We start from the raw sequence: 19,145 nt of genomic DNA, 5'->3' as shown, positions 1-19,145 counted from the left end.
CGAGCCGATCGCGATGGGATGGGTGCTCGCGATGGCGATGGCGAGCAGCGCCGCTTACGAGCCGATCGCGATGGCGATCAGAACGGTCGCGATCCCGAACAGGACCGCCGCCACGACGCCGCCGACCGCGCGCACGTGGTTGCCGCGCGTCCACCCGGCCCGATAGCGTTCCCACTCCACGGCCGCAGCCGGGTCACGCGGGTCCAGCGCCGCGATCCGGGTGTTGCGGGGAACGTGGAACCCCACGGTCAGCACGATCACCGCCGCCAGGTACACCACCTCGCCGGCGAAACCCCACCACAGCGCGTGCCCCGCGTCGTTCACGGCCAGCAGCACGCAGGCGGCGAGGCCGGTCAGCACCGTGCCGAAGAGGGTGATCATGAGCGGCGGCCGCACCGCGGTGAGGTTGATCGCCTGCATCGACTCGAGGCCGGCGGTGGGGGAGACCTGCCCGAGCGCGCGCATCACGAAGCCCGAGAAGGCGAAGAACACGCCGCCCACCACCGCGGCGCCGAGCGCCGAGACGGCGGTGAGCAGCCCCACCACCACGAGGGCCGTCTGGGCGCCGGTCACGCGAGCACCGCTCCCGTGCCGACGCCCGCGCGTGCGCGGGTGCGTGTACGTGTGCGGGTGGGGCCACTGCCCGGGCCGGGGCCGGTGCCACCGTCGATCACAGTCGCACCTGCCCGAAACTCTCCAGCCGCACCCGCCGCCGGCCGGCGGCGGCCAGCGGAGGCAGGTACACGTCGGCCGCCACGAGCTCCGGCATGGCCAGCCCGGTGGAGTGCACGATGTCGGCCACGGGAAGCTGGAAGGTGCGGAACGGACCGAGCGCCGCCGTCGCATCCGGAGCCGGCGCCCGTGCCCCCGCCGCGGACTCGAGATCGATCTCGGACAGCTGCACGGTCTGCTCCAGCAGGAAGCCGGCGGCGGCGAGCCGATCGCGGCCCACGTCGTACCAGGCCGCCACCTTCCAGAACCACTGCGGGATGCGGATGCCCCGGTACACCTGGTCGGAGGGGTCGAACACGGGGCCGGTGAACACGCTGAGCTTCAGCTGCCCGGCCTGCGCGTAGGCGAGCACGTGGTCTTCGAGACCGTTCCAGAGCTCCTTCGACTGGTTGAACTCCGCGGCCTGCGGGGCGGCGTTCGTGTAGGCGAAGGTGTCGGTGTTCGCGCGCCGGGCCACGGCATCCGGGCCCCACACCGGGTCGCGGCGGCGCACCAGGTGGCCGCGATCGAGGTCGTTCCGGGCGTAGAGCTCGGGGCCGGCCTGCTCGTCGGCCGGCACGCGCGGATCGAGGTGCCAGTCGTCGCCCCGGGCCAGGTCGGTCAGCAGCCGCCCGTCGATGTTCACGGCGGTCGCGGCGGCCAGTCGCCGGTCGGCGTCCAGCAGCACGGTGAAGTGCGTGTACGGGAGAGTACGGATGCTCCGCCCGGCCCCCGGCGCCGGCAGCGGGCAGTCGACGCCCAGGAAGACGGGGTCGAAACCGCCGGGCTCGGCGGGGGCACCCGCGTCGGCGGTGGTGGCGGCATCCGGAGCCCGTGTCATCTCCCCATTCGAGCACCACCCTCCGACAACGTCTACGGCGGGCCGGGGGCGGGTGGATGAATTCACAGCCGGCGGGCTGCCCTCGCGGGACTTCGCGAGCCCGGTGCGGCAGAATCGCGCCATGGACGTCCTCAGCAGCCGCATCCTCCTGCGCCCCACCGACCTCGCCCGCAGCCACCGCTTCTACCGAGACGAACTCGGGCTCGCGGTGATGCGCGAGTTCGGTGAGGGCGAGCACCGCGGGCTGGTCTTCTTCCTCGGCAACGGGCTGCTCGAGGTCTCCGGATCGGGCGGCCCGGGTTCGCGCGAGGGCCTGACCCTGTGGATGCAGGTGCGCGACGTGCGGGCGGAGATCACGCGCCTGGTCGTGCTCGGGCACGCCATCGTCCGGCCGCCCGAGGTGGAGCCGTGGGGCCTCGTGGAGGCCTGGATCGCCGATCCCGACGGGGTGCCGATCGTGCTCGTGCAGATTCCCGACGAGCACCCGCTGCGCCGCGACCAGCGCTCGCTGTGAGCGCGTCGGCTCCGAACGGATCGGCGCCGCCGTCGGTCCGCGGGCACGAAAAAAGCCCCCTCCCATGTAGAAGCTAGGGAGAGGGCTTCGTGGCTCCGACGGGCGTCGATCCCGTGACCTCACGATTTTCAGTCGTGCGCTCTACCAACTGAGCTACAGAGCCGAACGGGTGCCGTACTACGAGAATACTGCGCCGCTCTAGCGAAAAGCCCTCCCGATGTGGAAGGGCTTTCACGCCTTGCGACCCTGACGGGACTTGAACCCGCGACCTCCGCCGTGACAGGGCGGCACGCTAACCAACTGCGCTACAGGGCCTTACTTTGTGTTGCTATTCAAACGTTGTGTTGCTATTCAATTTCGTCGTGCTTGTCTATTCTACCTGTTGCCGCGCGGTGCTCGTGACCCCGGTGTTCGTAGCCCCAACGGGATTCGAACCCGTGCTACCGCCGTGAAAGGGCGGCGTCCTAGGCCGCTAAACGATAGGGCCGCGGCGACAACTCATCGAGTATGCCACAACATGGGCGCAGGAACCAATTCGCGACGAGTTGCCCACATCCGGCCGGATGTCCGTGCAATCCACACGCGCCCGGGTTAGATTCCTGGGAGCGCTGTGACAGATGTGACGGATGCGGAGACGACAGCAGGGCAGGCCGCTCGCACGGCCCGGCCATCAGCACGGCAGGGGAGCATGAGCACCGGGAACCACGTCACACCTCGACGGCGCAGGCGGGGCTTCCTCACGGGGCTCGTCGCGCTGGCGCTCGTGGTGTCCGCGGGGATCGCTGCTGGGCCGGCCTACGCCGACGACGAGTACCCCACCTGGGACGACGTGAAGAACGCCCAGGCGAACGAAGCGGCCAAGGGCGAAGAGGTCACGCGCATCCAGGGCCTCATCGAGAGCATGAACTCCGCGGTCTCCGCCGCCCAGGCGGTGGCCACGCAGCGCGGCACCGAGTACCAGGCCGCCCAGGAGAAGTACGACACGGCGAACTACGTCGCCGGTGAGCTGGAGGCGCAGGCGGCCGACGCGGCCACCCGCGCCGACACCTCGAACCGCCAGGCCGGTCTGCTGGCCGCGCAGCTGGCGCGCTCCGGCGGCGGCGACCTCACGCTCAACCTCATCGTCGGGGGCGACCGGCTCTCCAGCGACCTCCTCTATCAGCTAAGCGCGATGTCCAAGCTCAGCGAGAAGACCTCGCAGATCTACGCGCAGGCCGAGCAGGACCGCAACACCGCCTCGGCGCTCACCGCGCAGGCCCAGGTCGCCCGCGACGAGCTGAAGGGTCTGGCCGACGAGGCCCAGCGCCTGCGCGACGAGGCCGTCGCCGCCCAGCAGGCCGCCGAGGCCGCGCTGCAGGAGCAGGAGGACCACCAGGTCGAGCTCGCGGCCCAGCTGCAGGTGCTGCAGGAGAACCGCGCGGCCACCGAGGCCGACTTCCAGAAGGGCGTCGACGCCCGCGCCGAGGCGGCCCGTGCGGCAGCGGCGGCGGGGCTGCCCACGCTGCCGTTCATCGCGGCGAGCGGCTGGACCAGCCCGTTCCCGGGGGCCTTCTCCTCCGACGAGTACGGGATGCGCGTCAACCCGGTCGACGGCGGCTACCGGCTGCACTCGGGCATCGACCTCGTCTACGGCGGCGGCACCTGCGGCGCCTACGTCTATGCGGCGGCCGAGGGGCTCGTGAACTACGCGGGCTGGAACGGCGGCTACGGCAACTTCATCCAGATCGACCACGGCGGCGGCATCGCCACCGCCTACGGTCACAACACCCAGCTGCTGGTGAGCAACGGCGACTACGTCTCGGTGGGCCAGCCCATCTCGCTCGCCGGCACCACCGGCAACTCCACCGGCTGCCACCTGCACTTCGAGGTGCGCCAGAACGGCACCGCGGTCAACCCGCGGCCGTTCATGGAGGCGCAGGGGATCACCTTCGGGTAGGAGCGACCATGACGATGACCAGAACCACCCGCCGAGTCCGGGGCGGCACGCCGGCGAACGGATCGGCGCGAGCGGTGCCGCGCTTTCGCTTCGCCGCCGCCATGGCCCTCGCGGCGGGCATCCTCGCGGTCGATGTGTTCCGCGGAACCGAGGGCGCGTCGGCGGCCGACTACCCCAGCTGGGAAGACGTGCTGGCGGCGCGCGCGAGCGAGTCGACGAAGCAGGCCGAGGTCACGCGCATCCAGGGGCTCATCGCGGGCCTGGAGGCCGAGGTCGTGGCCGCCCAGGCGCTCGCGGTGCAGCGGGCCGACGAGCACTCGGCGGCGCAGGCCGCCTACGACTCGGCGGCGTTCCGGGCCGACGAGCTGGCCGCGCAGGCCGTCGAGGCGGCATCGCGCGCCGAGGCCTCGAACGCCCAGGCCGGGATGCTCATCACCCAGTTCACGCGGGCCGGCGGGGCCGACCTCACGCTGAACCTGATCGTGGCCGGCGACGACTCCGACGACCTGCTCTACCAGCTCGGCGCGATGAGCCAGCTCTCGCAGAAGACCGGGCAGCTCTACGAGCAGGCCGCGAGCGACCGCAACACGGCGCAGTCGCTCACCGAGCAGGCCGAGGTGGCCGAATCCGCTCTCGAGGCGCTGAAGATCGCGGCTCAGGAGGCGTTCGACGCCGCGATCGCAGCCCAGGAGCAGGTTGAGGCGGCGCTCGCCGAGCAGCAGGCGCAAGGCGCGGTGCTGCAGGAGCAACTCGCCTCCCTCGCCTCGGCGACGCAGAAGACCGTGGCCGAGTACGAGAAGGGCGTCGAGGAGCGGCGCAAGGCGGAGGAGGCAGCGCGCGCCGCCGCTGCGGCGGCTGCGGCGGCCGCCCGTGAGGCGGCAGGCGGCGGCGACTCCGGTCCCGGCCCTTCGGTCGACGGATGGTCGAGCCCGCTCTCGAACTGGATCGTGAGCGACGAGTTCGGCAACCGCTTCCACCCGATCGATCGGGTCTGGCGGCTGCACGCCGGCATCGACCTGGTGCGGGGCGGCGGCACCTGCGGCGCTCCGGTCTACGCGGCGGCGGCCGGCACCGTCACCCAGGCCAGCTACAACGGAGGCCTCGGCAACTCCGTCACGATCAGCCACGGCGGCGGCCTCACCACCGTGTACGGCCACAACTCCTCACTCAACGTGGGCCGCGGCCAAGACGTCGGCGGCGGCGAGATCATCGCCTGGGCCGGCACCACCGGCAGCTCCACCGGCTGCCACGTGCACTTCGAGACCCGCGTGAACGGGAGCGCACAGAACCCGCGGAACTGGGTGAGTTTCTAGCGGGCTCTAGTCGGCTGTGCTGGCTGCCGGGGGCGCCGGGCTGCGCTCGGCGCTCCCGGGGCTCGCCGGTCCCTGCCCGGCGAGCCGCGACATGTGAGCGCGCGGTCGCCGGGCGCGGGCTTCGCTCGCACCCGGCGGCCACACGCTCACCTTGGGTCGTCGGGTAGGGCCTGTTGCGTAGGCCGCGCGTGAGGGACTCCCTGTGGGCCGTCGGGCGGGGGTCCGCGGGTGAACCTCGACTTGGCACAAGTTGTGGCAAGTGGGGCGGGAAAGTGGCGACTTGTGCCAAGTCGCGGGCTCGGGTGGGGCATCCGAGGGCGGAATGCATCGCGACCCGTCAGTTTTGGCCCGAAAAGGTGCTGAGAAGGGCCGAAAGTGACGGGTCGCGAGGAGAGTGGGCGGGGGCCCGAGTGCGCTGGGCGCGAGAGGGGGACTAGTGTCCTGTGCCCTCTTCGGCGAGCTTCTTGAAGCCGGCCTCGACGATGGCCTCGGCCTCGGCGGCGTCGCCCCAGCCCTCGATCTTCACGAACTTGCCGGGCTCGAGGTCTTTGTAGCGGGCGAAGAAGTGCTCGATCTCCTTGCGGGTCTGCTCCGGGACATCCGTGATGTCCTGGATGTGCAGCCAGCGCGGGTCCTTGTGGGGAACCACGACGACCTTGGCGTCGGAGCCGGCCTCGTCGCTCATGTTGAGCACGCCGACGGGGCGCACCTTCACGCCCACGCCCGGGAAGACGGGGTATTCGAGCAGCACGAGCGCGTCGACGGGGTCGCCGTCCAGGCCCAGGGTGTTCTCGAAGTACCCGTAGTCGGTGGGGTAGGCGAAGCTCGTGAAGAGCACGCGGTCGAGGTAGACGCGACCGGTCTCGTGGTCGACTTCGTACTTGTTGCGGCTTCCCTTGGGAATCTCGACGACGACGTCGTACGCGGCCATAGGTGGTGCTCCCTCGATGTGTGGTGGTCTGAGTGCAATAACGTTACTGGATGCACATGGACGGCCGCCGACCACGCCTCACCCCGGCCGTCGCCGACGTACGCCGCGCGGTGCGCGAGGGTCTCGCCGCGGCGCGTCTCGCCGAGGGATCCGCGGTGCTCGTGGCCCTGAGCGGCGGACCCGATTCGCTGGCGCTCGCCGCCGCGACGGCCTTCGAGGCGCCGCGGGCGGGCATCCGGGCCGGCGCGGTGATCGTCGACCACGGTCTGCAAGAGGGGTCGGATGCGGTGTCCGAGCGCGTGGCCGGCCAGGCGCGCGCTCTCGGCCTCGAACCCGTGCTCGTGCGTCGCGTCGAGGTGGCCGCAGGTCCCGCATCCGTCACCGGGGGCGTGGAGGCCGCCGCCCGGGACGCCCGCTACGCGGCGATCGACGAGGTACTGACCACCACCGGTGCCCACGCCGTGCTGCTCGGCCACACCCTCGACGACCAGGCCGAGACGGTGCTGCTCGGCCTCGCCCGCGGCGCCGGCGCCGGAAGCCTCGCGGGCATGGCGGCCGTCACGCCGCCGCCCGGGCACGTCGACCACGACCACGACCACGGTCACGGCGGTGGCCGCGCATCCGGATCCGTCGTTCCACTCGGCTCGCGCCTGCGCCCGCTGCTGGGCATCCGTCGTACCCAGACCGAGGCCTTCTGCGCCGACTCCGGGCTCACGCCGTGGCACGACCCGCACAACGACAGCGTGCGATTCACCCGCGTGCGCGTGCGCCGCTCGGTGCTGCCCGTGCTCGAGTCCGAGCTCGGTCCGGGCATCGCCGAGGCGCTCGCCCGCACCGCCGAGCAGCTGCGCGAAGACGACGAGACCCTGCACGACATGGCGATCGAGACCATCGAAGACCTCGTCGAGCACGCCGAGGCGGGCATCGCCATCTCGGTGGGCGCGCTCGAGGCGAACCCGCCGGCGCTCCGCAACCGCATCATCCGGTACGTGGTCGACAGCGAGTTCGGGGTGGCGCTGTCGCGGGTGCAGACGCTGGCGGCGGCGGCGCTGGTGACCGACTGGCACGGTCAGAAGGGCGTGGATCTGCCAGGGATTAGAGTGGTGCGGCAGGGCGGCCGGCTGGTGTTCGGCCGGACGGACCGCGGCGACGAGCGTGAGCAGTAGGCGCGATCAGGAACAGGGAGAGGGACAGCCGGATGGACATCAACGACGTCGAGTCGGACATCACCGAGGTGCTGCTCACCGAGGAGCAGATCGCCGAGACGATCGCGGGCTTGGCCCGGCGCATCGAGGCCGACTACACGGATGCCGACGACCTGCTGCTGGTGGGCGTGCTGCGCGGGGCCGTGATGGTGATGGCCGACCTCGCCCGTGAGCTGCACCTGCAGCTCAACATGGACTGGATGGCGGTGAGCTCCTACGGATCGGGAACGCAGTCCAGCGGCGTCGTGCGCATCCTGAAAGACCTCGACACCGACATCTCGGGCCGCAAGGTGCTGATCGTCGAAGACATCATCGACTCGGGCCTCACCCTCTCCTGGCTGCTGTCGAACCTGCGCTCGCGCGGGGCGGCATCCGTCGAGATCTGCGCCCTGCTGCGCAAGCCCGAGGCGGTCAAGGTCGAGATCGACGTCGAGTACGTCGGCGTCGACATCCCCAACGCCTTCGTCGTCGGCTACGGCCTCGACTACGCCGAGCGCTACCGCAACCTCAAGTCGATCGGCGTGCTCGCCCCCCACGTCTACTCCTGACTCCGGCACCCGCAGATGTCGAGGCGGCTCTGGCCGGAACGGGTGCGCGCGGCGCTCGTTACGCCCACGGGGAACATGGAGGCGCCGCTCAGCGCGCGACGAGTACCCTTGCACCACGACCTAAGCCAGTGCCGACTCGTGCGGTACCGAAGCGATGAAGAGACATGAACGCGAAACGCATCTTCCGATCTCCCATTCCCTACATCCTCCTGGGTGCGATCGCGCTGTGGATCGGGTTCAGCCTGATCACGAGTGTCGGCTATCAGCAGGTCACGACGCAGGAGGGCCTCGGCTTCCTCTCGAGCGGCAAGGTCTCCGAAGCCACCATCATCGACGGTGAGCAGCGCGTCGACATGACGCTGGCCAGCGCCGATGAGAAGTACGGCGACAAGGTGCAGTTCTACTACGTGGCCCCGCGCGGCACCGAGGTCGTGAACGCCGTCACCGAGGCGAACCCCTCCGACGGCTACAACGACCAGGTGCCCCAGCCCAACTGGTTCCTGTCGGCCCTCGGCCTCCTGCTTCCGATCATCCTCATCGGCGCCTTCTTCTGGTTCATGCTCTCGGGCATGCAGGGCGGCGGCAACAAGGTGATGCAGTTCGGCAAGTCCAAGGCGAAGCTCGTCTCGAAGGAGACGCCGAAGGTCACCTTCGACGACGTCGCGGGTGCCGAGGAGGCGCTCGAAGAACTCGAGGAGATCAAAGACTTCCTGAAGGAGCCGGCCAAGTTCCTCGCCGTCGGCGCCCGCATCCCGAAGGGCGTGCTGCTCTACGGCCCTCCCGGTACCGGTAAGACCCTGCTGGCCCGCGCCGTCGCGGGTGAGGCGGGCGTGCCGTTCTACTCCATCTCCGGATCCGACTTCGTCGAGATGTTCGTGGGTGTGGGTGCGAGCCGGGTGCGCGACCTGTTCCAGCAGGCCAAGGAGAACTCCCCGGCCATCATCTTCATCGACGAGATCGACGCCGTCGGCCGCCACCGCGGCGCCGGCATGGGCGGCGGTCACGACGAGCGCGAGCAGACGCTGAACCAGCTCCTGGTGGAGATGGACGGCTTCGACGTGAAGACGAACGTCATCCTGATCGCGGCCACCAACCGGCCCGACATCCTCGACCCGGCCCTGCTGCGCCCCGGCCGCTTCGACCGCCAGATCGGCGTCGACGCGCCCGACCTCAACGGCCGCAGGAAGATCCTCGAGGTGCACGGCAAGGGCAAGCCGCTCTCCGCCGGGGTCGACCTCGAGGTCGTCGCCCGCAAGACGCCGGGCTTCACCGGCGCGGATCTGGCCAACGTGCTGAACGAGGCCGCCCTCCTGACGGCCCGCAGCAACGCGCAGCTGATCGACAACCGTGCCCTCGACGAGGCCATCGACCGCGTGATCGCCGGCCCCCAGCGCCGCACCCGCATCATGCGCGACCAGGAGAAGCTGGTCACCGCTTACCACGAGGGTGGTCACGCCCTGGTGGCGACGGCGATGAACTACACCGATCCGGTCACCAAGATCACGATCCTGCCGCGCGGCCGGGCCCTCGGATACACGATGGTGCTTCCCCTGGAAGACCGCTACTCGGTCAGCCGTAACGAGCTGCTCGACCAGCTGGCCTACGCCATGGGCGGGCGCGTCGCCGAGGAGATCGTGTTCCACGACCCCACCACCGGCGCCTCGAACGACATCGAGAAGGCCACCGGCACCGCCAAGAAGATGGTGACCGAGTACGGCATGACCGCCTCGCTCGGTGCGGTCAAGCTCGGGGCGGCTTCCGGCGAGATGTTCCTCGGCCGCAACATGGGCCATGAGCGCGACTACTCCGAGAGCCTCGCCCAGCAGGTCGACGCCGAGGTGCGCACGCTGATCGAGGCCGCGCACGACGAGGCCTGGCAGGTGCTGAACGACAACCGCGACATCCTCGACCGCCTGGCTGCCGAGCTGCTCGAGAAGGAGACGCTCGACCACGACCAGCTCGCCTCGATCTTCGAGGGCGTGAAGAAGCTCCCGTTGCGCCCGCAGTGGCTCTCCAGCGAGCACCGCCCGGTGTCGTCGCTGCCGCCCGTCGCCTTCCCCACCCAGAAGGCGCCGATCGACAGCTCGGCCGTCGACGGCGGTGTCGACTCGGAGCCCGAGCCGGAGTCCAAGCCGGCGCGCACCCCGCGGATCAACCCGCGCCCCGCCACCGCCTGAGCACCCGTGTCATCCGTCGACCGGGACAGGATCGAGGCCGCGGTCAGCGAGATCCTCGCCGCCATCGGTGAGGATCCCGCCCGCGCGGGCCTGCAGGAGACCCCGCGGCGGGTCGCCGAGCTCTTCGCCGAACTCTACGGCGGGGTGGGGGAGGATCCGGCCGACGCGCTCGGGCAGGCCTTCCCGGCTCCGGATGCGGCGCACCCCGCAGCTCCGGATGCGGCGCACCCGCCGGTTCCGGATGTGCCGCACTCCGCGGCATCCGCCGTCTCGCCGAGCGGCCAGCCCGTGCTGATGCGCGGCATCGCCTTCCGCTCGGTGTGCGAGCACCACCTGCTGCCGTTCGAGGGTGTCGCGCACGTGGCCTACGTGCCCGGCCGCGTCGTCGCCGGGCTCGGCGGGGTCATCCGCGTGGTCGAGTCCGCCTCCTCGCGTCCTCAACTGCAGGAGCGTCTCACCGACGACATCGCCGAGGCGATCGAGCGCGGCCTCGGCGCACGCGGCGTGCTGGTGGTGCTCGACGCCAAGCACGGCTGCGTGACGGCCCGTGGCTCCCGGCAGACCGGCAGCACCACCGTCACCCTGGCCGCCCGCGGCGAGCTGGCCGACCCCGCCGCCCGCGCCGAGATCACCGCGCTGATCGGAGCAGCCGGCGCAGCCCCGACCCTGGCTGCTCCGACGCCGGCCACCCCGACGGCAGCGGCCCCCGGAGGCGATCCACGATGACCGTCATCATGGGCATCCTCAACGTCACGCCCGACTCCTTCAGCGACGGCGGGCTCTGGTTCGACGGCGACGCCGCCATCCGCCACGCCGAGGGCATGGTCGCTCGTGGCGCCGACATCATCGACGTCGGCGGCGAGTCCACGCGGCCGGGGGCACCGCGCGTGGCGATCTCCGAGGAGCACCGCCGTGTGCTCCCGGTGGTGCGCGAGCTGGTGGCGCGCGGCATCACCGTGAGCGTCGACACCATGAACGCCTCCACCGCCGCGGCAGCCGTGGAGGCCGGCGCCGCCATCGTGAACGACGTCTCGGGTGGGCTGGCCGATCCGGAGATGGACGACGTCGTCCTCGGCACCGATGCCCGTTTCGTGGTGATGCACTGGCGCGGGCACAGCGACGTGATGGTCGACAACGCCCGCTACACCGACGTCGTGGCCGAGGTGGCCGGCGAGATCGAGTTGCGGGCCGCCCAGCTGATCGTGAAGGGTGTCGCGCCCGAGCGGCTGATCCTGGACCCGGGTCTCGGTTTCGCCAAGAACGGACCGCACAACTGGGCCGTGCTCGCGCACCTGGACCGCCTCACCGCGCTCGGCGTCCCCGTGCTGGTGGGTGCCTCGCGCAAGCGCTTCATCGGCGAACTCCGCCCCGGCAGCACACGCGTCGAGGAGCGCGACTTCGCCTCGGCGGTCGTCGCCGCCCTGGCGGCCGCGAATGGCGTCTGGGGTGTGCGGGTGCACGACGTATCCGGAACGCGCCAGGCCCTCGACGTGGCCGAGGCGTGGTCGAGGGGCAGGATCGAAGGATGACGGAGATCGACGAGCTCGACATCCTCACGCTCACCGGCCTGGAGGTGTTCGCGCATCACGGCGTGTTCGACTTCGAGCGCGAGAACGGTCAGCGCTTCGTGATCGACGTGGCGCTCTGGCTCGACACCGCTCCGGCTGCGGCCGGCGACGCCTTGGCCGAGACGGTGCACTACGGCGAGCTGGCGGTCGAGATCTCGGATGCCGTGGGGGCCGACCCGGTCGACCTGATCGAGACCCTGGCGGAGCGGGTCGCCGGCGTGGTGCTGGCCCACGAACCCGTGCAGCGCGTGCGGGTGGTGGTGCACAAGCCGGATGCACCGATCACGGTGCCGTTCGGTGACGTGAGCATCACGATCACCCGTGGCCGCGCCAGGTCCCGAGCCGCCGTCCCCGGTAGTGGGCCCGTGGGCGCAGCTTCATCCGCGGCCGCCTCTGCCGCCCCAGGCCCCCGCCCGCACCGAGCAGAGACGCCCCTCGCATGAACGCCCCGAACCCCCGCCCGATCCCGGTCGTCACCAAGCGCGTCGTCGGCCTGCCGGCCGTGCTGGCCTTCGGCAGCAACCTCGGCGACCGCGAGGCCACCATCCTGGCGGCGATCGACGAGCTGCGCGCCGAGGAGGGCATCGAGGTCGTCGCGGTGTCCCGGCTCTACCAGACCACCGCGGTCAAGCTCACCGGTATCGACCACTCGGCGCCGCCGTACCTCAACGCCGTGGCGAGCATCCGCACCACCCTGCACCCCGAAGAGCTGCTCGGCGTGGTGAACCGCATCGAGCACGAGCACGGACGGGTGCGCGCCGAACGCTGGGGCGACCGCACGCTCGACGTCGACATCGTGACCTTCGCCTCGGTGGTGCGCGACACCGAGCGCCTCACTCTGCCCCACCCGCGGGCGGCCGAGCGCGACTTCGTGCTCGTGCCCTGGCTCGAGATCGCTCCGGATGCCACGCTGCCGGGCCGGGGCCGGATCGAGCAGCTGCTCGCCGCCATCCCCGACACCACTCTGCAGCCGTACGTGGGGGAGCCACGGTGAGGCACACCCGCCCCGTCACGGTGGTGCTTTACGCCCTCGTCGGCGCGATCGCGGGGTTCGTGCTGGAGGTCGCGCTGGCCGCCGCCGGGCAGCCCGTGATGATCCCGCCGTACACGCTAGCCGTCACCCTGGTGGCCGCGGCGGTGATCGTGGTCGTGCTCGCCGTGCCGATCCGCCGGGCCATCCGCGGCACGTCCGCCACCCGCATCAACCCGTTCCGCGCGATGCGCGTGGTCGTTCTCGCCAAGGCCTCGAGTCTCGTCGGCGCACTGATCGCCGGGTTCAGTGCGGGCGTGCTGGTGTTCCTGCTGACCCGTCCCGTGGTGGCCGATGTCGGCTCGCTCTGGCCCGGGATCGTGGCCGCGCTCGCCGGAGCGGTGCTGCTGGTGGCCGGTCTCGTGGCCGAGCGGCTGTGCACGCTGCCGCCCGACGAGCCCGAGACCAAGTGAGCGGCGTGTTTCCTGAGCCCGGGCCGGCCGACGCGGTGCAGCCGCCCCGGGCGGAGGGCGCGCCCGAGCCGGCCGACGCGGTGTAGCCGCCCCGGTCGGAGGGCGCGCCCGAGCCGGCCGACGCGGTGTAGCCGCCCCGGTCGGAGGGCGCGCCCGAGCCGGCCGACGCGGTGTAGCCGCCCCGGTCGGAGGGCGCGCCCGAGCCGGCCGACCGCCCTGAGCCCGAGCCGGCCGAGTACCCCGCGCCGGGACCTGCGCCCGCATCCTCGAACCGTCTGACCGTCGGCGGCGAGTGGCGCGGGGTGAGCCCCAAGTACCTCGGGGTGGAGGTCGTGTCGAGCGTCATCGGCCTCGTGGTGCTGTGCGGCATCACCGTGCCGTTCATCCTGCTCGGCACCTGGTTCGGCTGGCCGGCGCTGGTGCTGGCGTTCGTGATCGGAGTCGTGACGATCGCGCTCGCACCGCGCCGGGTGCGCTCGATCGGCTACCGGCTGCGCGCCGACGACCTCGTCTTCAAGCGCGGCATCATGTTCCACCGGGTGGTCTCGGTGCCCTACGGCCGGATGCAGCTGATCGACATCACGCGCGGACCCGTCTCGCGCGCGCTCGGACTCGCCGACCTCAAGTTCGTGACCGCCGCCGCCTCGACCGGCGTCAGCATCCCGGGCCTGGTCGACGCCGAGGCGACGCGCCTGCGCGACGAGCTGGTGTCGCTCGCGGAGTCGCGCCGGGTCGGGCTCTGACGGTGCGGCGATGACCGGCGGATCCGGGGGCGAGCCCGACGACAGCGGGCCGGGCGGGCTCCGCCGCGAGCCCGGCGACCTCGTCGACGGCGAGTGGCACCGGCTGCACCCGGCCACGCCGCTCCTGCGCGGCGGCATCATCCTGATCGCCATTCTGGGCTTCGTGATCGCGAACTTCCGCGAGCGGTTCCTCGATTGGGTCTTCGCGGCCCCCGAGCTGCCGGGCGACCCGTTCCAGGTGGCGTACGAGCGCGGGCAGCTCGGCTGGGCCATCGTCATCCTCGCCGTGGGACTGGTCGTCGGGGTCGTCGTCTTCTATGCCTCGTGGCGCATGCACTCGTTCCGGGTCGGCGACGACGTGGTGGAGGTGCGCAGCGGCATCCTGTTCCGCACGCATCGGCGGGCCCGGCTCGACCGCATCCAGGGCGTGGCGATCGGCCGCCCGCTGTTCGCGCGGCTGTTCGGTGCGGCGCGGCTCGAGATCAGCGTCGCCGGACAGGACGCGAAGGTGCAGCTCGCCTACCTCGGCAGCGCCGACGCCGACCGCCTCCGCCGCGAGGTGCTCACCCTCGCCTCGGGCCTCCGCGCGACCCCATCCGGCGACGGGGCATCCGCGTCCGGATCCGCTTCCGCATCCGTTCCCGTGCCTGGCGCCGCGGTGAGCCCCGAACCTCCTCGAACCGGGGTCGTCGACCGGCGGATGCGCGAGCTGCTCGCCCCCGAGCTCGACCCCTCGGCGGCACCCCCGGAGTCCGTGGTGCGCATCCCGGCCGGCCGTCTGATCGCCTCGCTGGTGCTGAGCGGCTTCACCGTGGCGCTGCTGATCATGGGCGCTTTCGTGCTCACCACGAGTCTGCTCGGGCGGCGCGAGTTCTTCGCCATCCTCGTGCTGCCGGGCGCTGCGGCGGCCATCGGCTACTACTTCAACCGCACCACGAAGTCGCTGCGCTACAGCATCGCCGGCACCTCCGACGGCGTGCGGGTGGGCTTCGGCCTGCTCTCCACCAGCAACGACACCCTGCCGCCCGGGCGCATCCACGCCGTCGAGGTGAGCCAGCCGCTGCTCTGGCGGCCGGCGGGGTGGTGGATGATCCGCATCAACCGCGCGGGGGCGGCCGGCGAGGGGAGCGCGCAGACGAGCACGCTCATGCTGCCCGTGGGGACGGTCGACGACGTGCGGAAGGTGCTCGGATTGCTGCTTCCGGGACTCGCCGGCGCCGAGACCCGCGAGCTCGTGCTCGCGGGTCTCCGGGCGCGCGCCGGCGAGGGCTTCGTCGACGCACCCCGGCGGGCGTGGCCGCTGCGCCCGTTCTCGTGGCGGCGCACCGGCTGGGCCGAGACCCCGGATGCCGTGCTCATCCGCTCGGGGTTCGCCTGGCGCCACCTCACGGTCGTGCCGCTCGCGCGGGTGCAGAGCCTGCGCGTCTCGCAGGGCCCCGTGCTCCGGATGCTCGACCTCGTCGAACTGAGCGTGCAGACCGTTGCGGGCCCGGTGCGCGCCACGGTGCCCGTGCTCGACCGCTCGGTGGGGGAGCAGGCCTTCGCCCGCTGGTCGGCCGAGGTGGTGGCCGCCGACGGCGCCGACCGCTCGCACCGCTGGGCCGCATCCGGCCCCGTGCCCGCCGGCCCCGCTCCCACGACGGACCTCGCTCCCACGGCGGTCCTCGCTCCCACGGCGGACCCCGCCCCCACGACGGACCCCGCCCCCACGACGGACCCCGCCCCCACGACGGACCCCGCCCCCACTCCCACCACCGAGCCCTCCCCCACCGCGGAGCGAGCGCACGGAACCGGCGCCGACCCCGGCCCCACACTGAATCAGCACCCCACCGCCGACCCCGGAGGAGAACGATGAGACCGTCCGAACGCACCGGCCGCCTGGGCGTCGGCATCATCGGCGCGGGCAGGGTCGGCCCCGTCATCGGTGCCGCGCTCGCGGGAGCCGGGCACGCGCTCGTGGGCGTCTCCGCCATCTCCGAGGCGAGCCGCGAGCGAGCGGATGCGATGCTCCCGGGGGTGCCCGTGCTCCCCATCCCCGAGCTGGTCGAGCGCAGCGAGCTCGTCATCATCGCGATCCCCTCCGATCAGCTCGCCGCACTCGTGAAGGGCCTGGCCGACACCGGTGCCTGGCAGCCCGGCCAGCTCGTGCTGCACACGGCGGCGGCTTTCGGCGTCGAGGTGTTCGCACCGGCTCGCGCGGCCGGCGTCATCCCGCTCGCGGTGCATCCGGCGATGTCGTTCACCGGCACGAGCGTGGATCTCGCCCGGCTGGCCGGCACGCATTTCGCGGTGACCGCGCCCACGCCCGTGCTGCCGATCGCCCAGGCCCTGGTGGTCGAGATGGGCGGCGAGCCGGTCGTGGTCGACGAGGCGGACCGCGCGGCCTATGCCGAGGCGATCGAGACGGCCACCACCTTCTCGAGCGCGATCGTGGAACAGGCCGCCGGCATCCTGAGCGGGATCGGCGTCGAGGGCCCCGGCCGTCTGCTCGCCCCGCTCGTGCGCTCCTCGGTCGAGAACGCCCTCACGCGCGCCGGAGGTTCGCTGGCCGGGTAGCATCGTCGTGGCGCCGGATCCTCGAGCGCCGCTGCATCCCGAAGGAGCCCCAGGTGGCCGACTCCGTCTCCCTCTCGGAAGACCTCGCCCCGAACAGCGCGCCGAGCGCCGAAGCGGGCAGCGCGCCGAGCGCCGAAGCGGGCAGCGCGCCGAGCGCCGAAGCGGGCACCGTTCCGGGCACCGCATCGGCGCCCGTCGTTGTGACGTCGATCGCGGACCTGCGCGAGTCGCTCACCGAGGCCCGCTCCGCCCGTTCCGGCCGCACGGCGCGCGTCGCCCTCGTCCCCACCATGGGCGCCCTGCACGCCGGGCACCTGGCGCTGGTCGAGCGCGCCGCCGAGGTCGCCGACATCGTGGTCGTCTCCATCTTCGTGAACCCGCTGCAGTTCAGCGACCCGGCCGATCTCGACCGGTACCCCCGCGACCTCGACGGCGACCTCGCCGCGATCGCCGCCGGGGGCGCATCCGTCGACTACGTCTTCGCCCCGGATGTCACCGAGCTCTACCCGCACGGCGACGTGGCCACCCGCGTCACCGCCGGCCGGGTCGGCGGCCTCTTCGAGGGCCGCAGCCGCCCGGGTCATTTCGACGGCGTGCTCACGGTCGTCGCCAAACTGATCAACGCGGTCGGCCCCGACGTCGTCCTGTTCGGCCAGAAGGATGCCCAGCAGGTCTTCCTGGTGGGGCGGATGATCGCCGAACTGAACATGCCGGTGACGCTCGACGTCATCGAGACCGTGCGCGACGGCGACGAGCTCGCGCTCTCCAGCCGCAACCGCTTCCTCGACGCGCGCGAGCGCCGGGCCGCCGTCACGCTGCCGCACGTGCTCGAGGCGGCCGAGTCCGCGGCCGACCGCGGCATCGACGCGGTGCTGGCGGCCGCCCAGGCGGCGGCGATGGGGGAGCAGCTGGTCGACCTCGACTACCTGGCCATCGTGCATCCGGACACCTTCCTCCCCGTCGACGACGACTACACCGGCCGTGCCCGCGTGATCATCGCCGCGCGGGTGGGCGACACCCGGCTGATCGACAACGCCGCGATCTACCTCGGCGCCTGAGCGCCCCTTCGCGCCCCGGTAAACTGGGCGGGACTTTAGGAGACCCGTTCCGCATGACCGACGCATCCGCGCCCCGCACCACCCCCGCCTCTGCCGAGACCGAGATCGTCGAGCCCACCGAGGCCGAGATCTTCGAGCAGAAGGCCGTGCGCCTGGCCAAGCGCGACCGGCTGAACGAGTCCGGCGCCGAGGCCTACCCGGTGGCCGTGCCCGTCACCGCCACCATCCCTGCCGTGCGCGCCAAGTGGGGTCACCTGGCCGCCGACGAGACCAGCGGCGAGACCGTCGGGGTCGCCGGCCGTGTCGTCTTCCTCCGCAACACCGGCAAGCTGTGCTTCGTCTCGTTGCAGGCAGGCGACGGCACGCGCATCCAGGCCATGCTCTCGCTCGCGAACGTGGGCGAGGAGTCGCTGGCCGAGTTCAAGGAACTCGTCGACCTCGGTGACCACCTGTTCGTCACCGGTGAGGTCATCTCCAGCCGCCGCGGCGAGCTGAGCGTGATGGCCACCGGCTGGAAGATCGCCAGCAAGGCCATCCTGCCCCTGCCGAACCTGCACTCCGAGCTCTCGGAGGAGGTGCGGATGCGCAACCGCTACCTCGACCTGATCGTGCGCGACCAGGCGCGCCAGGTGGTGCGCACCCGCGCGCAGACGATGGCCTCGCTCCGCAGCACCTTCGCCGACCGCGACTACCTCGAGGTCGAGACGCCGATGCTGCAGACCATGCACGGCGGCGCGGCAGCCCGCCCCTTCGCCACGCACTCCAACGCCTTCGACACCGAGCTCTACCTGCGCATCGCGCCCGAGCTCTTCCTCAAGCGCGCCGTGGTGGGCGGCATCGACCGGGTGTTCGAGATCAACCGCAACTTCCGCAACGAGGGCGCCGACTCCACCCACAGCCCCGAGTTCGCGATGCTCGAGGCCTACGAGGCCTACGGCGACTACACCTCGATCGCCGAGCTGACGCAGTCGCTGATCCAGAACGCGGCGCTCGCCGTGGCCGGATCGCACGTGGTCACCTGGGCCGACGGCACCGAGTACGACCTCGGCGGCGAGTGGGACCGCATCAGCATGTACGGCTCGCTCTCTGAGGCGGCCGGTGTCGAGATCACCCCGTCGACGAGCGTCGCCGAGCTGCAGGCCATCGCCGACCGCGAGGGCGTGGAGGTGCACCTGCCCAACCACGGCAAGCTCGTCGAAGAGCTCTGGGAGCACTTCGTGAAGGGCGGCCTCACCCGCCCCACCTTCGTGATGGACTTCCCGCTGGAGACCAGCCCGCTCACCCGCGCGCACCGCAGCATCCCGGGCGTGGTCGAGAAGTGGGACCTCTACATCCGGGGCTTCGAGCTGGCCACCGGATACTCCGAGCTGGTCGATCCCGTCATCCAGCGCGAGCGTTTCGTCGAGCAGGCCAAGCAGGCCGCGGCCGGCGACGACGAGGCGATGCGCCTCGACGAGGAGTTCCTGCGCGCGCTCGAGTTCGGCATGCCCCCCTCGGGCGGCATGGGAATGGGCATCGACCGCCTGCTGATGGCCATCACCGGCCTCGGCATCCGCGAGACCATCCTGTTCCCCCTGGTCAAGTAGCCCTCTCAGCGGGGC

The 19,145-nt window shown here is 71.7% G+C and carries 19 protein-coding genes and 3 tRNA genes; 16 read left to right on the top strand and 6 right to left on the bottom strand.

Annotated features, from left to right (window positions below; all coding sequences use genetic code 11):
- Positions 1-54 precede the first annotated feature (54 nt).
- Both ACN4JJ_RS12680 and ACN4JJ_RS12675 read right to left on the bottom strand, forming a co-directional pair.
- The gene (locus tag ACN4JJ_RS12680; RefSeq protein ID WP_440710241.1) at positions 55-573 is read right to left on the bottom strand and encodes an anthrone oxygenase family protein; all 519 of its coding nucleotides are present in this window, start codon (positions 571-573) and stop codon (positions 55-57) included.
- A 97-nt stretch (positions 574-670) separates the two neighbouring features.
- Positions 671-1,552, bottom strand: coding sequence for a DNA/RNA non-specific endonuclease (locus ACN4JJ_RS12675; RefSeq protein WP_440710240.1), 882 nt, complete (start codon positions 1,550-1,552; stop codon positions 671-673).
- A gap of 121 nt (positions 1,553-1,673) precedes the next feature.
- Between ACN4JJ_RS12675 and ACN4JJ_RS12670 the strand changes: the two genes are divergently transcribed.
- Positions 1,674-2,066: a VOC family protein gene (locus ACN4JJ_RS12670; protein WP_440710239.1), complete on the top strand. Its 393-nt coding sequence runs from the start codon at positions 1,674-1,676 to the stop codon at positions 2,064-2,066.
- Positions 2,067-2,156: 90 nt separating this feature from the next.
- On the opposite strand, the gene ACN4JJ_RS12665 is transcribed toward ACN4JJ_RS12670, so the two are convergent.
- The 3 genes from ACN4JJ_RS12665 to ACN4JJ_RS12655 form a co-directional block, all read right to left on the bottom strand.
- A tRNA-Phe gene (locus tag ACN4JJ_RS12665) sits at positions 2,157-2,229 on the bottom strand.
- Positions 2,230-2,307: 78 nt separating this feature from the next.
- Positions 2,308-2,381: transfer RNA gene (locus tag ACN4JJ_RS12660), tRNA-Asp, on the bottom strand.
- 99 nt (positions 2,382-2,480) lie between these two features.
- Positions 2,481-2,553, bottom strand: a tRNA-Glu gene (locus tag ACN4JJ_RS12655).
- A gap of 201 nt (positions 2,554-2,754) precedes the next feature.
- On the opposite strand from ACN4JJ_RS12655, the gene ACN4JJ_RS12650 reads away from it, so the two are divergent.
- Together ACN4JJ_RS12650 and ACN4JJ_RS12645 are read left to right on the top strand one after the other, a co-directional pair.
- Positions 2,755-4,002 carry a peptidoglycan DD-metalloendopeptidase family protein gene (locus ACN4JJ_RS12650; protein WP_440710238.1) on the top strand — a complete coding sequence of 416 codons (1,248 nt, stop codon included), beginning with the start codon at positions 2,755-2,757 and terminating at the stop codon, positions 4,000-4,002.
- Between the two features lie 8 nt (positions 4,003-4,010).
- Complete coding sequence (locus tag ACN4JJ_RS12645) at positions 4,011-5,315, top strand: M23 family metallopeptidase (protein ID WP_440710237.1); 1,305 nt, start codon at positions 4,011-4,013, stop codon at positions 5,313-5,315.
- 433 nt (positions 5,316-5,748) lie between these two features.
- On the opposite strand, the gene ACN4JJ_RS12640 is transcribed toward ACN4JJ_RS12645, so the two are convergent.
- Complete coding sequence (locus tag ACN4JJ_RS12640) at positions 5,749-6,246, bottom strand: inorganic diphosphatase (RefSeq protein ID WP_440710236.1); 498 nt, start codon at positions 6,244-6,246, stop codon at positions 5,749-5,751.
- A 56-nt stretch (positions 6,247-6,302) separates the two neighbouring features.
- On the opposite strand from ACN4JJ_RS12640, the gene tilS reads away from it, so the two are divergent.
- The 13 genes from tilS (at position 6,303) to lysS (ending at position 19,130) form a co-directional block, all read left to right on the top strand.
- Positions 6,303-7,412 (top strand): tRNA lysidine(34) synthetase TilS, encoded by a 1,110-nt coding sequence (gene tilS / locus ACN4JJ_RS12635; RefSeq protein ID WP_440710307.1) that lies wholly within the window; start codon positions 6,303-6,305, stop codon positions 7,410-7,412.
- A 32-nt stretch (positions 7,413-7,444) separates the two neighbouring features.
- Complete coding sequence (gene hpt, locus ACN4JJ_RS12630; protein ID WP_440710235.1) at positions 7,445-7,999, top strand: hypoxanthine phosphoribosyltransferase; 555 nt, start codon at positions 7,445-7,447, stop codon at positions 7,997-7,999.
- Positions 8,000-8,163: 164 nt separating this feature from the next.
- Entirely contained in the window at positions 8,164-10,176 is a 2,013-nt protein-coding gene (gene ftsH, locus ACN4JJ_RS12625) for an ATP-dependent zinc metalloprotease FtsH (RefSeq protein ID WP_440710234.1), read from the top strand.
- A 6-nt stretch (positions 10,177-10,182) separates the two neighbouring features.
- Positions 10,183-10,902: a GTP cyclohydrolase I gene (gene folE / locus ACN4JJ_RS12620; RefSeq protein WP_440710233.1), complete on the top strand. Its 720-nt coding sequence runs from the start codon at positions 10,183-10,185 to the stop codon at positions 10,900-10,902.
- Positions 10,899-11,705, top strand: a complete 807-nt coding sequence (folP, locus tag ACN4JJ_RS12615) for a dihydropteroate synthase (RefSeq protein ID WP_440710232.1) — start codon at positions 10,899-10,901, stop codon at positions 11,703-11,705. Before folE ends, folP begins: the two co-directional genes overlap by 4 nt.
- Positions 11,702-12,187: a dihydroneopterin aldolase gene (folB, locus tag ACN4JJ_RS12610; RefSeq protein ID WP_440710231.1), complete on the top strand. Its 486-nt coding sequence runs from the start codon at positions 11,702-11,704 to the stop codon at positions 12,185-12,187. Before folP ends, folB begins: the two co-directional genes overlap by 4 nt.
- Positions 12,184-12,738, top strand: coding sequence for a 2-amino-4-hydroxy-6-hydroxymethyldihydropteridine diphosphokinase (gene folK, locus ACN4JJ_RS12605; RefSeq protein WP_440710230.1), 555 nt, complete (start codon positions 12,184-12,186; stop codon positions 12,736-12,738). The genes folB and folK overlap by 4 nt, the downstream gene beginning before the upstream one ends.
- On the top strand, positions 12,735-13,187 hold the full coding sequence (locus ACN4JJ_RS12600) for a DUF3180 domain-containing protein (RefSeq protein ID WP_440710229.1): 453 nt from the start codon (positions 12,735-12,737) through the stop codon (positions 13,185-13,187). Before folK ends, ACN4JJ_RS12600 begins: the two co-directional genes overlap by 4 nt.
- A 302-nt stretch (positions 13,188-13,489) precedes the next feature.
- Entirely contained in the window at positions 13,490-13,930 is a 441-nt protein-coding gene (locus ACN4JJ_RS12595) for a PH domain-containing protein (protein WP_440710228.1), read from the top strand.
- 10 nt (positions 13,931-13,940) lie between these two features.
- The gene (locus ACN4JJ_RS12590; protein ID WP_440710227.1) at positions 13,941-15,785 is read left to right on the top strand and encodes a PH domain-containing protein; all 1,845 of its coding nucleotides are present in this window, start codon (positions 13,941-13,943) and stop codon (positions 15,783-15,785) included.
- A complete protein-coding gene (locus ACN4JJ_RS12585; protein ID WP_440710226.1) occupies positions 15,782-16,486 on the top strand; it encodes a Rossmann-like and DUF2520 domain-containing protein in 705 nt (234 codons plus the stop codon). The genes ACN4JJ_RS12590 and ACN4JJ_RS12585 overlap by 4 nt, the downstream gene beginning before the upstream one ends.
- 200 nt (positions 16,487-16,686) lie before the next feature.
- The gene (panC, locus tag ACN4JJ_RS12580; protein WP_440710306.1) at positions 16,687-17,544 is read left to right on the top strand and encodes a pantoate--beta-alanine ligase; all 858 of its coding nucleotides are present in this window, start codon (positions 16,687-16,689) and stop codon (positions 17,542-17,544) included.
- A 53-nt stretch (positions 17,545-17,597) separates the two neighbouring features.
- Positions 17,598-19,130: a lysine--tRNA ligase gene (lysS, locus tag ACN4JJ_RS12575; protein WP_440710225.1), complete on the top strand. Its 1,533-nt coding sequence runs from the start codon at positions 17,598-17,600 to the stop codon at positions 19,128-19,130.
- Positions 19,131-19,145: the final 15 nt, after the last annotated feature.

It is taken from the genome of Herbiconiux dendrobii, from assembly GCF_052048175.1.
Classification (GTDB): domain Bacteria; phylum Actinomycetota; class Actinomycetes; order Actinomycetales; family Microbacteriaceae; genus Herbiconiux.
The sequence above is the reverse complement of the archived record's forward strand: the minus strand, read 5'-3'. Positions and strand labels throughout refer to the sequence as shown.